This window comes from Psychrobacter sp. PSi21, assembly GCF_054960615.1.
Window position 1 is genome coordinate 111702 of sequence record NZ_JBHNYR010000008.1, and the last position, 14754, is coordinate 126455.

The 14754-nt window shown below is 48.0% G+C and carries 12 protein-coding genes; 6 read left to right on the plus strand and 6 right to left on the minus strand.

Features of this window, described 5'->3' with window-relative positions:
• Window positions 1-121: 121 nt before the first annotated feature.
• Window positions 122-1183, minus strand: a complete 1062-nt coding sequence (locus ACFI32_RS07510; protein ID WP_462625899.1) for a hypothetical protein — start codon at window positions 1181-1183, stop codon at window positions 122-124.
• Between the two features lie 307 nt (window positions 1184-1490).
• Here ACFI32_RS07510 and ACFI32_RS07515 point away from each other — a divergent pair, with 307 nt between their 5' ends.
• The 6 genes from ACFI32_RS07515 (at window position 1491) to ACFI32_RS07540 (ending at window position 9336) form a co-directional block, all read left to right on the plus strand.
• The gene (locus tag ACFI32_RS07515; protein WP_462625900.1) at window positions 1491-2129 is read left to right on the plus strand and encodes a LysE family translocator; all 639 of its coding nucleotides are present in this window, start codon (window positions 1491-1493) and stop codon (window positions 2127-2129) included.
• 457 nt (window positions 2130-2586) lie between these two features.
• Window positions 2587-6252, plus strand: a complete 3666-nt coding sequence (gene dnaE / locus ACFI32_RS07520) for a DNA polymerase III subunit alpha (protein ID WP_462625902.1) — start codon at window positions 2587-2589, stop codon at window positions 6250-6252.
• A 37-nt stretch (window positions 6253-6289) separates the two neighbouring features.
• On the plus strand, window positions 6290-6670 hold the full coding sequence (locus tag ACFI32_RS07525) for an Hpt domain-containing protein (protein WP_462625903.1): 381 nt from the start codon (window positions 6290-6292) through the stop codon (window positions 6668-6670).
• A 21-nt stretch (window positions 6671-6691) separates the two neighbouring features.
• Window positions 6692-7525, plus strand: coding sequence for an RNA methyltransferase (locus ACFI32_RS07530; RefSeq protein ID WP_462625904.1), 834 nt, complete (start codon window positions 6692-6694; stop codon window positions 7523-7525).
• A gap of 247 nt (window positions 7526-7772) precedes the next feature.
• Window positions 7773-8711 (plus strand): serine O-acetyltransferase, encoded by a 939-nt coding sequence (gene cysE, locus ACFI32_RS07535; RefSeq protein WP_462625905.1) that lies wholly within the window; start codon window positions 7773-7775, stop codon window positions 8709-8711.
• A 67-nt stretch (window positions 8712-8778) separates the two neighbouring features.
• On the plus strand, window positions 8779-9336 hold the full coding sequence (locus ACFI32_RS07540; RefSeq protein WP_462625906.1) for an RNA 2'-phosphotransferase: 558 nt from the start codon (window positions 8779-8781) through the stop codon (window positions 9334-9336).
• A gap of 160 nt (window positions 9337-9496) precedes the next feature.
• Here ACFI32_RS07540 and ACFI32_RS07545 read toward each other — a convergent pair whose 3' ends face one another.
• The 5 genes from ACFI32_RS07545 to ACFI32_RS07565 all read right to left on the minus strand — a co-directional run bounded on the left by ACFI32_RS07545 (window position 9497) and on the right by ACFI32_RS07565 (window position 14713).
• Entirely contained in the window at window positions 9497-10024 is a 528-nt protein-coding gene (locus tag ACFI32_RS07545; RefSeq protein WP_462625907.1) for an endonuclease V, read from the minus strand.
• An 89-nt stretch (window positions 10025-10113) separates the two neighbouring features.
• On the minus strand, window positions 10114-10692 hold the full coding sequence (locus tag ACFI32_RS07550) for a hypothetical protein (RefSeq protein ID WP_462625908.1): 579 nt from the start codon (window positions 10690-10692) through the stop codon (window positions 10114-10116).
• A 186-nt stretch (window positions 10693-10878) separates the two neighbouring features.
• Window positions 10879-12846, minus strand: a complete 1968-nt coding sequence (gene fhuB / locus ACFI32_RS07555) for a Fe(3+)-hydroxamate ABC transporter permease FhuB (RefSeq protein ID WP_462625910.1) — start codon at window positions 12844-12846, stop codon at window positions 10879-10881.
• Complete coding sequence (locus ACFI32_RS07560) at window positions 12843-13952, minus strand: ABC transporter substrate-binding protein (protein WP_462625911.1); 1110 nt, start codon at window positions 13950-13952, stop codon at window positions 12843-12845. The genes fhuB and ACFI32_RS07560 overlap by 4 nt, the downstream gene beginning before the upstream one ends.
• Window positions 13949-14713: an ABC transporter ATP-binding protein gene (locus ACFI32_RS07565; protein ID WP_462625912.1), complete on the minus strand. Its 765-nt coding sequence runs from the start codon at window positions 14711-14713 to the stop codon at window positions 13949-13951. Before ACFI32_RS07565 ends, ACFI32_RS07560 begins: the two co-directional genes overlap by 4 nt.
• Window positions 14714-14754 lie beyond the last annotated feature (41 nt).

Below are 14754 nucleotides of genomic sequence, written 5' to 3' on the forward strand. Positions count from 1 at the left end.
CATGGCAATAAAATGCCCATTGATTGATAATATTTTTGATACATCAATAAAGCTGATATCGAGTGCCAAATCACCAATCATGTTATTTTATGATTCACTATTACGTTTGCTTGGCTATCATTCATGTCACTTTATCATCATGTGTTGATAACACGGCGGCTGATTGCCTTGCCAAGCCCGTTGCCACCCACAGATACCCTTCAATATCATCACGTCCGACGCTTTTCGCGCAGCCAATCGCCGAGAGGTTATCACAATGGATGGTTCCAAATAACATTTCTGTTTGCTGTTTTGTTGACTGGCTATTTTGAGTGGTGGCCAGTTGACCTATCATCGTCTGCTGCATCCATTTTCCCAAACCCTGCCCTCTATACTCAGGAAATATCATGTTTTCAATGATATAAAAGCCAGTCATTCCTAAGCTATTATCAGGCTCTACTATGATCAAACCTGCCAATTCGTCATTGACATATAGCAGATGAACAAAGCCCTGCGCTACCCAAGTTTTCATATCCGCTATTGGCTTGAATACCATCATTAGCGCATGTTGAGGACAGTCATCAAGCAACTTGTGATAGGCCCTCTCATATTGGTTATAAAACATAAGAGAGTGTGCGGATAATAGCTCACATTTACTATCAAAGAGACAGGCTATATGCTGTGTGGCATTTTCAGTGAGCGTATCCAAGGTATTTGCCAGTATACGATTGTCCCAATGCGCTGAAACAAAATTGACAGGTTGAATATCCAAATCGCTTGGGATATAGAATTGAACATATTGAGGTTTAAAGACCTCAAATGCCTTTGAGATCTTATCTACCAATACAGTGATACGATTTATACTGAGTGGTTTTAGCATAGCCGTTACCGCGACAAATGGCTGGGAGACATCCATACCACGAAAGCGAATACCGCATAAGGCAACACTGCCATGGTCATCGTTTATCAAACGGCTTTTATATTCTGCTGGGTCTATGCCAGCAATGGCGGTATATTCGGCGAATAATAATGCCAAGTGATCGCTACCCAGTCTTTTTATATCTTCTTGAAGCTCATGGGCACAGTGCTGATATATCTCTGTTGTCGTATAAGTTGCTCTTAAAAGTGGGTGTGCTTGACTGGCTATTGCTTGTATTAATGATTCCGTTATTTTTGTCATTATTGGCCTGAGGTAAAGAGACATACATAAGGTATGAATATGACTTTTAAAAACTTAAAATGCAAGATAATGCTCATTAAAAAAACTTACCACCAACTTTATCAAAAAAATTATTAAAAATTGCATTTTTCTGATTGGTGCTTAACAGTGTTGCTTTTAACAAGATGGCCATACGAGTTGACTGTACTTTATCATTTGTCATGGTTGATATTTAGCATAGACAAGCATTGATAAGGTAAAGTACCATAATCAGATATCGTTCTAGAAACGTGAGATACTTGACATCATGGCATTTTGGCAAATCATGATCTTAAAACAATAAGGAATCACTATGGTGACGAGTGCAAGTATATTTGCGGTATCGCTGATCGCATTGGGAATTGTGTTGTCACCTGGACCCAATATGATGTATCTGGTGTCAAGATCGACCTCACAGGGGCGTATGGCAGGTCTGATTTCTTTAGCAGGCATTGCGGTAGGGTTTTTATTCTATATGATTGCTTCGGCTGTTGGCTTAGCCGCCTTATTCAAAGCCGTCCCCATGATGTATGACATTATCAGAATCGCAGGTGCCATGTATCTGGGCTACTTGGCTTGGAATATGGTTAAGCCAAAGGGCAGATCGGTATTCGTCGCTGACAATCTTAAACCACATTCACCGCTCAACCTGTTTTCAATGGGGTTTGTCACTAACTTGCTAAACCCTAAAATTGCACTGATGTATGCCGCCCTTATTCCACAGTTCATCGATCCATCCCACGGCTCTACTTTTGCTCAATTTATACAGTTAGGTGTGGTCCAAATCGTCATAGCCGTTACGGTGAATGGCCTGATTGTCTTAAGTGCGGCTTCGATGAAACATACCATCGCCAAAAAGCCATCTTTAATGCTTATTCAAAGATGGGTATCAGGTACGGTGCTTGGTCTATTTGCCATTCACATGTTGAGACAAAAATCATCGACTGGTTAATAAATAACCCTTCAATTCCTATTTTATTTATTCTTAAATCCAAGCAATGCGATTACCAATAAAACGGGAAAGGGATTAATAAGATTTTTGATCTATCCTCAACTTTAAATAACCACGATACACCATCACAAACGTATCCACGGTCTATTGCTTAAACTGATACTTCAATAATTGCTCGTCAATGTACATGGCTGCTAAATTTGCTTTAAATATCAGGCATATCGCTTAACTGTCCCCTCGCTACAACGCCGCTTCTGCCGACCAAACCAGTGGTTGCAAGCGGCAAATAATGCTATGATTACCCCCTTATTTTGAGCGCATATAACAAGGCTATTTGCTCTTGTTTTTTTGCTCATACCACACTATAAATGATTGATATCTCATTGTTTTAGAGCATATCGGCATCAGTATCTGTATACTATTCCCCTTTTTCGATTGGCATCAGTAAGAGTCCCCTATGGCATTTGTACATCTTGGCATTCATAGCGAATATTCGATCACCGACTCTATCGTGCGTATTAAGCCGCTGATTAAAGCGGCAGCCGCCGACCAGCAGCGGGCGCTGGCATTAACGGATTTATCCAACCTTTATGCCACAGTGAAGTTTTATCGCGCCTGCCTTGGAGCGGGTATCAAGCCCATCATCGGCAGCGAAGTCATCATGGACAATGAAGATTCGCGCTTGACCTTGCTGGCAATGAACAATGAAGGCTATCAAAATATCACTCGTATCGTGTCGCTTGGGTTTACCGAAGGGCGCGCTGACCCTGCCAATCACGGCGTACCTATCGTTAAGCGTGAGCACATTTTGCATCATGCCGCAGGAGTGATGGTGCTACTGTCTGAAAAATCTGACGTTGGGCAGGCACTGGTCAGCTCCATGCCTGAAAAAGCCGATAACTTGCTGCGCGATTGGCAAGACAAGTTTGACGATCGCCTCTACTTTGCCATCAAGCGTACCAACCGCACAGGCGAAGACATTTTTATTCAAGCAGCGATCCATGCAGGAGCCAAGCATCAAATACCGATCGTGGCGCATAATGACGTGCGCTTTTTAGAAAAAGACGACTTTGATGCCCACGAAGCCCGCGTTTGTATTGCTGGTTCGTATGTGCTCGCCGACCCCAACCGTCCGCAGACATATTCAGATGAACAATATCTAAAGACGCAAGAAGAGATGGCGCAGCTGTTTGCAGATCTTCCGCAGGTGATTGATAACACACTGCGTCTGGCCACGCGCTGTAACGTCACCCTGACACTGGGTATCAACGTGCTGCCCGAATTTCCTGTCCCTGAGGGCGAGACCATTGAGTCTTTTTTCCGCGCAGAGTCCAAGCGCGGTCTTGATGATCGCTTGGCCAAACTTTACCCTATAGAATCCAGAGGTGAAGACTGGGCTGCGGTACGCCAAAAGTATGATGAACGCTTGGATTATGAGCTGGGCATCATTTTGTCGATGGGCTTTCCGGGTTATTTTTTAATCGTCATGGACTTTATCCGCTGGGCGAAGGCCAATGGCGTCCCTGTTGGGCCGGGTCGTGGCTCAGGTGCAGGCTCACTGGTGGCCTACGCGCTTAATATTACCGACCTCGACCCACTGCATTACGATCTGCTGTTCGAGCGCTTTTTGAATCCTGAACGGGTATCCATGCCCGACTTTGATATCGATTTTTGTATTGAAGGGCGCGACCGCGTGATTGATTATGTCGCCGAGACCTACGGGCGTGAAGCGGTGTCGCAAATCATCACCTTTGGTACGATGGCGGCAAAAGCGGTGGTGCGCGACGTGGCGCGTGTACAAGGCAAATCTTATGGCCTTGCCAACAAAATCTCCAAGCTGATTCCCAAAACTCCAGGCATTACCTTGACGCAAGCGCTCGACCAAGAGCCGCAGCTCAAAGACCTAATCAGCAACCCAAACAACATGGATTATGAAGACGCCACTGAGATTTGGGAAATGGCGACCAAGCTGGAAGGTGTCTGCCGTAACGTGGGCAAACATGCGGGTGGCGTGCTCATCGCCCCGCACAAAATCACTGATTTTAGCGCCATTTATTGCGATGATGAAGGTCACCGCGTCTCGCAGTTTGATAAAGATGATGTAGAGGCCGTCGGGCTGGTTAAGTTTGACTTTTTGGGTCTGCGTAACTTAACCGTCATCAATGCAGCGGTTGAAAACATCAATCAGCGCCGCGCCAAAGAAAACACCAGCGCACTGGTACTAGAAGACTTGCCGCTTGATGATGCCAAGGCCTATCGTCTACTACAAGATGCCAAAACCACTGCCGTCTTTCAGCTTGAGAGTATGGGTATGAAAAAATACCTTGCCAAACTGCAACCCAGCAATATCGAAGATGTCATCGCCATGTGTGCCCTCTATCGCCCAGGCCCTCTGGATGCGGGCATGGTTGAGATGTATATCGACCGCAAACATGGTCGCGAGGAAGTCATCTACGATCATCCCAACCTTGAGCCGATATTGAACAACACCAACGGCGTTATCGTTTATCAAGAACAGGTAATGCAAATCTCGCAGGTCATGGCGGGTTACAGCTTGGGCGGCGCGGACATGTTGCGCCGTGCTATGGGTAAGAAAAAACCTGAAGAAATGGCCAAGCAGCGGGATATTTTTGTCACAGGGGCGACTGCACAAGGTATCGATGAGGTCACCTCAGGCGGTGTGTTTGACTTGATGGAAAAATTTGCAGGCTACGGGTTTAACAAATCACATTCTGCCGCTTATGGTGTTCTTGCCTATCAAACCGCTTATCTGAAGCACTACTACCCTGCCGAGTTTATGGCAGCAGTGCTCACCTCAGATATGAACAATACTGACAACGTGGTGTTCTTTATCAATGACTGCCGCGAAAACTTTGAGCTAACGGTAGTCAATCCTTCCGTGAACCGTAGCGAATGGCACTTTGTCGCTGACACCCCAACCAATATTATTTACGGTTTGGGCGCGATTAAAGGCGTTGGTGAAGGTGCGGTGGAGTCCATCGTTGAAGCCCGCCGCCGTGAAGGGGCGTTTAAGGACTTGTATGACTTTTGTCGCCGTGTGGACATCAAAAAAGTCAACAAACGCACCCTTGAGGCATTAGTACGTGCAGGCTGCTTTGATGACTTTGCCGCCACGCTACGCCCTGACCTGCCAGCCGATCAAGCTTACGAGATACGTGGCGCATTGATGAGTCAGTTGCCAAATGCTGTGCAGGCAGCAGAGCAAGATCGACAAAACCGCGAAATCGGTATGATGGATTTGTTCGGTGACATGGACAGCGTGGTGAGTGCGCCGCCGCTACCAACTTCTGTCGATCTGATTTGGGGCGACAAACACCGCCTCAAAGCGGAAAAAAACACCCTTGGCTTGTATCTCACTGGGCATCCGATTGATGAGTATCGAGATGAGCTGAAACGCTACACCTCAGGGGCAAGGCTCGACAGTTTGAGCGATACAGGCTATAACGGCAGCTGCTATTTTTCGGGCTTAATCATTGATATTGCGAACTTTGGCACGCGCAATGTCATCACTTTAGATGATGGCACATCGCGCCTTGAGGTCAGCTGCTATGCCGAGCGCTTTAACCGTGTCAAAGACTGCCTCAAAGTCGATGAAGTGGTGGTGATCAAAGGCAGTATTCGTGAGCGCGATGGCAGGTTGTTCGCCCGTCTTGATAACGCTTTGAGTATGGTTGACGCGCGCTTACGCTGGCTGAAAAAGATCAGCATCAAGGTACATGCCCAAAATGTTGACCTACTCACACGCCTACAACCGCTGTTGAAATCTGCTCAAGCCGATATTATTCCAGCATTACCATCAGGTCAGGATGAAGCATCAGATGATGGCGATATGACCGATATCAATGACTATTATGATGAGTCTATGGGTGGTAGTTTGTACGACGAAAATGGCAATGATCTTTTGGCAAATGCCGATCAATATGCGCCTGTACCCAGCGTAATAAATGACAATTGTATACCCCTAGGCCTGAGTGTTTACGAGGCTTACGGTATTGCCAATGTGGCACTTTCTGAGCACTGGCGTCTGTATCCTAATGATGATAATCTGCAGCAGTTAGTGACCATAATTGATGACGATCATCTGCATTTTCACTACAATTGACCCTTTTGTCCTATTTTGATTTGATTGGAAAAAAACAATGACTAACGCCCAAAAAAACACTATTTCCGCCGATCTTGAACATGACATTATTGATGATGAACAGTTCGAAGAGATGCGTGATTTGCTTGAAGAAGATTTTTTTGACTTGGTGAGTACCTACCTTGTCGACAGTGAAAAGCGCCTTGCCTTACTGCGCCAAGCCCATGCTGATAATGACAATGCCAATGGCTTTGAAGCCGCGCACGCCCTCAAAGGGGCCAGTGCCAATATTGGCGCGACCGAACTGATTGCCTTAGGCGGCCAATTACAAGAAGCCTGCCGCAATCAAACGATCAATCAACAAGGCGCGTGTATTGAACAGCTTGCCAGTGCCTTGCAGCGTGCTGAGCGTGCGATCAATCAGCGTTTGGGACAATAAAAGCTTAAGACTAGGATATTTATGAATCATGACGCCTCATCTCCTGCTCTATTGAGTATTGATGACTACTTGTCTTGCATACAGGTGGTCATGGTCAACACCACCTTGCCTGCCAATATTGGCTCTGCATCACGTGCCATGCACACCATGGGGCTATCGCGTCTGACAGTGGTCGATCCCAAGCATCCCATTGATGACAGCAGTGTGTCCCATGCTGCAGGTGGCACAGAGGTATTGGCACAGGCCCGTATCACGCCTGATCTCACCACAGCCATTGCCGACTGCCAACTGGTCTTTGCGGCCAGTAGCCGCAGTCGTCATATGCCGCGCCCTGTGGTCACTCCCATACAAGCCGCAGATATCATGCGCCGCTTTATCGATCAGCAGACACAGACTCAGGCGAGTGATGAACCGCCTTTGCCAAACATTGCCATCTTATTTGGCCGTGAAGATCGCGGCCTAACCAACGAAGAGCTGGGATTTGCAGATTATCACATTCAAATTGATGCCAACCCTGCTTATCCTGTGCTCAATGTCGCCTCAGCAGTGCAAGTGATTGCCAGTTTTATTTTTGCGCACCTACAAGCTCAGGCAGACAGCAACGATGCCGCAGCAAATGAGTCTGCCATGCTCAACACCTATATCCGCCAACACTGGGACGAGCCTGCCATCACTCAAGCACAGCAGCAGCAGCTGACTCAGCGTGTCACTGACCTTATGGTCGCACGTGGTCTTGCAGATGCTGATCATCTCAAATCCTTACCTGCGCGCCTATCTCGCCTTGGTTCACGCCTGCAGCTGGATCAAAAAGAATACCAGCTGCTCAGCGCCTTACTGGCCAAACTGGCCAAATAAACCTTACCTTCGCGTTTTACCCATCTGTCTTTTGTCTGACCGTCATATACTTTTATGGTGTGTGGCGGCGCTCAGTGCGCAGGCGTGTAGATGACCAGCTCGTAGTCAATTTTATGCAATTTTTGTGCTCAGCCCTTGTACTCTAAGGCGCAAACCTGCTATAACTAAGCAGCTTAATCCCCAGCATTTAGATTTAACAATAAACAGCATCGCTTGCTTTTTTATTGACGACCAGATAGGACGCTTTATGTCATTGCCAACAGCCCTGCTCAAATCGCTTGCCAGTATCAAAAGAGACCTCAAAGAAGACATTGAGGCGGTCTTTAATCGTGACCCTGCCGCTCGTAATAGCGCAGAGGTCCTGCTGACCTACCCTGGTATTCACGCACTGATTTTGCATCGCGGCGCACATTGTTTGTGGCATCATGACCAAAAATTTGCCGCACGTGCCGTCTCCTATGGTTCCCGCATCCTCACTGGCATTGAGATTCACCCTGCCGCCAAAATCGGTAAGCGCTTTTTTATCGACCACGGCGTGGGTGTGGTCATCGGCGAGACAGCAGAGATTGGCAACGATGTAACCTTGTATCATGGTGTCACTCTTGGCGGCGTCTCATGGAATAATGGCAAACGTCACCCCACCTTAGAAGATGGCGTCATTGTCGGCGCAGGCGCAAAAGTGCTGGGCCCCTTTACTGTCGGCAAAAATGCCAAAATCGGCTCAAATGCGGTCGTGGTGAAGGCCGTTCCTGAAAATGCAACCATGGTTGGCAGTGCCGCACGTATGATCTCAGCCCATCATGATGAAAAAGGCAATCCGCTGACCACTAAGGTACAAGATGCCAAGCAGCAAGAACAAGCCGCACAGCCAAACAATGCCGAGGTGCAAGAAGATACCAATAACAAACGCCGCCGCAAGGCACGCAGCCACTCCGATAGCGATCAGTCTGTACGCGAGAGTACCTTTCAAGCTTATGGGGTTAGTCCATCTTCACAAGACCCTGTTGGCGAAGCTTTCGCCAAGATGCTCGATCATATTCAGCAATCAGAGACCCGCCTTGACCAGCTACAAGCCGCCATGTGCAAAATCGACCCCAATTTTTGTAAAAAAGAATATGACAAGCTTTGTCTTGATGATTTGGGCGTGATCAGTCAAAGCGACATAGATGATGCTAAAGAAGACTGAATTCGTTCATTGTGATTGAAGACTGGTGGGGACATCAGTCTTTTTGGAAGGACTATTGGAGGGGCTTATGACCCAATCTAACGTCAAAAACAGTAAATTTTTAAGTTATGTTTTAAGACACAAGCCCGAGGCAATAGGTTTGACACTGAATGAGTCTGGATGGGCGGATATCAACGAGTTGATCTATTTGGCAAATGCATCAGGTCAGCGCCTTACGCCAGAACAAATCCATGCTATCGTGGAAGAGGATAAAAAAGGCCGCTTTTCGGTTTCTGAGGATGGTCACTACATAAGAGCCGTGCAAGGCCATTCGTTAAATACAGTCGATCTCAAGCTCACAGCAATCACGCCGCCTGCTGGTTTACTCCACGGTACAGCTGAGCGTTTTTTAAATAGTATCAACACTGAAGGCCTGAAACCAAAAGGGCGACAATATGTTCATTTGACAGAGGACTGTGATACGGCAATCGACACAGGCACGCGTTATGGTACCCCTGCTTTATTACATATCAATAGCCAAAAAATGCAAGAAGATGGCTACACATTCTATCAGGCAGAAAATAAGGTTTGGCTTACCTTGGCAGTACCACCAGCCTATATCACCCTCTCCAATCGGTACCAATAAAAACTGTCAAAACCTTCATTCTGAACGCAGGCAATGAGATACACCCACCTTTGAGGGCATGCCTCTAGTTCCAACACTAATAATGGGATAAACCTACGCCGCTTCATATTTGACAAACCATATTAAAGGGCTGATCAACCTGTGCTGCTTTGTTCATCATTCAGCTCGTTTTCAAATGACGACCCAGCTTATCAACGTAATTGACCATTTTAGGCATTCGATGGCCTCCTTCCATTTCACTAACCAGCTCTTTCGCTTTTGTAATATCTATACCAATGCTGGTGACATATAAAGGATGTTTGCTGATTCCGCGCCAGACGGCATAGTCTTCTGTGATGTCATAAAAATGATTTTTAGCGATACCGATGATTGGCTTTTTATTGGCTAAGTTATCATACAGATACTTACCCAGCCCTGCTTTACTGACACCATCCAAAAACACATAGCCATCAATAATAATCACATCAAAAGGCTCATTAATCTGGTTAATCAACGCCAGCAGGCAAGGCATTTCACGCTTGTAAAATTGTCCAGACTCATAAGGCGCAACGTCATTAACCTCTATAATATGCTCACTTAACACATGTACTTGCTCGATACCTGAAAAACGAACACCAGCCACGATAGCCTTTGTATTGCTGGACTCTTCGCTCTCTTGATAATATACGTCTAGTATTAAGTAAGTCACTTTATCACTACCCTAAAGAACAGTTTAAAAAGATTGGAACGATGTGTTAGATTTTGGATTACATAATCATGCGCCAAATCAAAATAACATTATGCAACAGGAATATAAATCAGGTTACCTTCAAACTCAGGGTCTATCCCATCGGGTTTAGCAAGCGTTGTATCATCTGAGTGATCGTTAAGTCCATGTGACATAATAAATCCAGAGCCGTTCTCAAACTCAAACAACACCCCTCGCTCGCTTGGTAAGTCCAGTATTTTAGAGTAAGTCTCAGAAGTCTCTTTGATAATGGTCACTGATTTGACCACTTGATTGAGATAGATTTTCCAGTCATCATAATCCTTGGCATAAAAAGGGATGGCGTCTTCATCCTCCTCTTGTAACCACTCACAGTGCTCACCATTTTCCTTTTTTTCAACCCACATGTAGACTGTGTTTTTACGAGAGTCACTAACACCACCTATGACCAATCCATCTTCAAAGTAGAATAAAAAAGGCCCTAGCGAGCAACAAAAGAAGTCCTTGGGATCCATACAGTATTTGTCAATAAGCTCTTGTTCAGGTACATAATTAAACCTGATAATATTGATAAGTTTGCGTCCAACTAAACTTGCTAGCAAGCCTATTCGGTTGCTGGGTATATCTATATCATAAATTGAAATTGTCATTGATTTTTACTCGCTTATTTCATTAATAGATCAATGACACAGATTTTACAGTAACTATTCAATGATCAAATAGCCTCTTTAAAAATTAAATGGTGATAAACGTTTGAATTAGGGACACACCCTAGCCAAAGCTAAGCTCAAATCACTTATTCTAGCAGATTTATTATAATTTCTAGAATAGATCATTTAAGCCTCAATCCGCCGCATCAGGTATAAAAAATAGGCCCCGCCGATCAGCGCTGCAATGACACCTGCTGGAATCTCATACGGGAAGATCACATAGCGCCCCAGCCAGTCGGCGATGATCATCAGCCCTGCACCCAAGATAGCCGCGAGGGGCAGTTGGCGCTCAAGTTGCACCGCACCAAGGGTGGTCGCCAAATGCGGCACCATCAAACCAACAAAGCTTAGCGGACCGACAGCAAGGGTGCTGGCCGCACTTAGGCCTGCAACCAATATTAAAATCAGCACTTGTGACGCTTTAACAGAAACACCGACACTGCGCGCAACCGACTGTCCCAAGCTCAATAACCGCAAAGGCTTGATAAACAACAGGCTGGCACCAAACAATACGACAGCCGTACCCAGCAGCCACCACGCACTCTGAGGCTGGGCATTATATGTGGTGCCTGATAGCCAGCTGAGGATGGCTTGCAGGCGTGGATCACCCGTCAGCTTAATCAGGTCAAGCGCGCCGTTCATCAAAGCAGCAATGGCAATACCGGTCAGGAGCAAATACGCAGGCGCTAAACGGCGTGCCAGCCAGATAACCAGTAGCAAGACCAGCCCTGCCCCTGCGCCGCCCGTCACCAGCAGCATCCACAAATCCAAATCAACACCCAGCATCGGTAGCATCATAAAACCAAGCAGCACGCCAAGCGCCGCACCCGAGCTGATACCCAGCACTTCTGGACTGGCCAGTGGGTTACGAGTGAGCGTCTGCAGCAGCACACCTGCTGTCGCCAGCATCACCCCTGTCGCCGCTGCACTCAGGGTTCGCGGCAAGCGATATTCGGCGATAAAGCTCATATCCAGCAGTGGTCGCCAGCCAATGAGTGTCGGCGCGAAGATCAGCGCACCCACCAACAGCAGACCCAAGCCAATAAGCCAGCGCCCCCATGCAACGGGTTGCCGCGTCGCCTCAACCACGGCATTGACAGGCTCGGTATGCTGGCGACGCTGACGCAAAATCAGCCAAATAATCAGCGGTGCGCCCAAAATCCCCGTCATCGCGCCTGCAGGTACCGTAAAACTGACCATTTGCTCAATTACAATCACCGCATTGTTGGTGATCCACAGCAGTAGCCCGCCAATAGCAAAGCTGACCCAAAGCCGTTTTGCCAAATGCTGAATCCCCAACGCATTAACCATCGTTGCAGCGCCTAGGCCGATAAAGCTGAGCATCCCGACCTTACTGACCACCAGTGCGGTTATCAGCGCGCACATGACGACCACGACCAAGCGCAGCAGGTTGACGGGGACACCCAAGCTGGTCGCTTGTTTGTCATCCAAGCTCATGACGGTCAACGGCTTTAATAACGGTACGACCACCACGGCAAACGCAGCGGTCGCGATCAGTAGCCACTGACTGCTGTGCCAACCGCTCTGGGTCAATGACCCTGCCGCCCATGTCATCACACCAAGTGACTTTTCAGAAAAAAACATCAGCATCAAGCTGGCAAGTGCCGTCAATAAAATATTGACCACCAATCCTGCCAAAATCACCACCAAGGGGTTCATACGGCTGGGCAGCGACAGCATAAACACCAGTCCCATGCTAAATAATGCACCAACAAAGGCCACCCAGAAACTACCATACAACCCCAGCGCTGGAAAAAATAATGTGACAATCAGCAGCGCCATTTGCGCGCCGCTACCCACCCCAAGGGTGGTATCAGACGCCAGCGTGTTTTTGACCAATTGCTGCAGCAAAATACTCACCACGCCCAACAACCCGCCTGCCAGCACCGCGACCAACGCCGTAGCGACAATTTGTAATTGCGCCACCATATCGGTCAGCGGCAGCTGCATTGAGGGGGTGAAAAGTTCAGCTACTGGCAGCGTCCATAGCTGGCTCAGCACCATCATGCTGCTGCTCAATGCCAGCACCAGTAAAACCAAGGGTAAAGTAGATTTTTTTATTGCCGTAATCATAGTGCTGCTCCTGTACTTTTGGTCTGAGCAGCCTTGTTTGGCGCGGTATCAATATGAGCGGCGGCGTTATGAATGGACGTCGATGCCGCTTTTGCGGTAAGCAGCGTCTGATTGCCCTTTAGTGTGGCCGCTTGTAAGCGCTGGGCAAAAGTTACCAGCGACGCAGGGCCACCATATATCCATGTGGGTGGCAGTCTGGTCATACAGCGCGACGTGCCATAACCCAGCCGCTGCCAAATCAGATTGTCCGCAAGCTCGGCGCGCAGCATCGGACTCATCGGCTCGATAACCACCAAGCAGGTGTCGCTATCCAGCTGCGCCAAATCTCCCAGCGTGATCGGCGTAAATCCCCACTTACTCCCTTCGCCCACGACGCTCAGGCGTAGACCCATTTCCTCAAGGGCAGCGTTAAACAAGCTATTATGACCGTACATGCTTAAATGATTGCTGTCTGTAAACTGTACCACCGCCATGCTTTTGACCTGCGGGTAACGCGTGGTAAATCCTGTACCTGCCTGCGCAATCTGTTGACGACTGTGCGCCAGATAGCGCTCGGCAGCATCAGGCGCGGCAAGCAGTTCGCCCAGCTTGCGTGTGGGTGTGGCAAAATCTTGCCATGTCGCGTTTGCCTCACTGCCCATAAAGGTGACTGAATCAATCGGCGTTTCTCGGTACATCGGGCGGTTGTGGGCATAAAAGAAATTATCCAGTACCAAGTCGATATTCATCTGTGCCACCAGTTCAGCATTGGGCTGATAGCGGATACCCAAATCAGTGATACCCTCAGGCAGCTTCGGATCGCCCACCCACTGATCATAAACGCGCAAATCGCCCGAGGCGACTGGCGGATGACCCATTTCTATCATGGTCGCGGCAATACCCCAATCTGGCGTCAGTACCCGCAGATCTTGCGTCTCTGACACTGATGATGGTTCTGATGACGACTCTGCTGCTGATACTTGATCAAAGCTGTCAGCATCGGACTGACATGCGCTTAGCAGTACAGCCCCCGTAACCAATGTAGCCCCATACAGACCACGTAAGCCCGCACGCTGCTGGCAAACGGACATTTTATTAAAACCCTTCAACAAAGCACCCATACTCATATCACCGCCACGGGATGACCATCGATAGGATGCGTCAATAAGTGCATATCTACACCAAAGATTTGCTGCAAGCACTCAGGGGTCATGGTGCTGGACACATCACCCATATGACAGACCGCGCCGCCCTTGAGCGCGATAAATTCATCACAATACTGCGCTGCCAAGTTGAGGTCATGCAAAATAATCACCACGCCCAAACCCTGCTCATTGACCAGTTTGCGGATCAAGCGTAGCACCTCGACTTGATAGACGATATCAAGTGCTGCTAGTGGCTCATCAAGCAACAAATAACGCGTCTCTTGTGCCAAACACATTGCCAGCCATGCCCGCGCACGCTCGCCACCTGACAAGGTGGATACCACCCGCTCGGCAAACGGCTGCATTTGTGTCAATGCCAGTGCATGCTCGACTTGCTGGCGGTCACGGATACTGGGTTTTTGCAGCCATTTTTGGTGTGGATAGCGGCCCAGCATCACCAGCTCAGCGACAGTAAAAGCCGCTGCATCAGGCAGACGCTGCGGCAAATAGGCGATGTGGCGGGCAAGGTCTTTGGCACTCAGTTGAGTAATCGGAGTTTGGTCGATTTGTACTGCGCCTGAACTTGCACGGCTCTCGCCTGCCAAAGCCTTAATCAACGTCGATTTGCCAGAGCCGTTATGGCCGATAAGCGCATACAAGCGCCCTGTCTCAATACTGACTGAAGCGGCGGCGAGCAGCGTTTTTTGTTTGCGGACGATACTGAGTTGATTGGCAATAAGCATAGATAGTCAAACCAAGTGGTAAAAAAGCGCGCGCACTCATG

Coding starts and splice junctions, on each gene's coding strand:
- ACFI32_RS07540 (WP_462625906.1), top strand. CDS start 8,779: ATGACCCAATCTAACGTCAAAAACAGTAAATTTTTAAGTTATGTTTTA.
- ACFI32_RS07510 (WP_462625899.1), bottom strand. CDS start 1,183: ATGTCTCTTTACCTCAGGCCAATAATGACAAAAATAACGGAATCATTA.
- cysE (WP_462625905.1), top strand. CDS start 7,773: ATGTCATTGCCAACAGCCCTGCTCAAATCGCTTGCCAGTATCAAAAGA.
- ACFI32_RS07530 (WP_462625904.1), top strand. CDS start 6,692: ATGAATCATGACGCCTCATCTCCTGCTCTATTGAGTATTGATGACTAC.
- ACFI32_RS07560 (WP_462625911.1), bottom strand. CDS start 13,952: ATGAGTATGGGTGCTTTGTTGAAGGGTTTTAATAAAATGTCCGTTTGC.
- ACFI32_RS07550 (WP_462625908.1), bottom strand. CDS start 10,692: ATGACAATTTCAATTTATGATATAGATATACCCAGCAACCGAATAGGC.
- ACFI32_RS07565 (WP_462625912.1), bottom strand. CDS start 14,713: ATGCTTATTGCCAATCAACTCAGTATCGTCCGCAAACAAAAAACGCTG.
- dnaE (WP_462625902.1), top strand. CDS start 2,587: ATGGCATTTGTACATCTTGGCATTCATAGCGAATATTCGATCACCGAC.
- ACFI32_RS07525 (WP_462625903.1), top strand. CDS start 6,290: ATGACTAACGCCCAAAAAAACACTATTTCCGCCGATCTTGAACATGAC.
- ACFI32_RS07515 (WP_462625900.1), top strand. CDS start 1,491: ATGGTGACGAGTGCAAGTATATTTGCGGTATCGCTGATCGCATTGGGA.
- fhuB (WP_462625910.1), bottom strand. CDS start 12,846: ATGATTACGGCAATAAAAAAATCTACTTTACCCTTGGTTTTACTGGTG.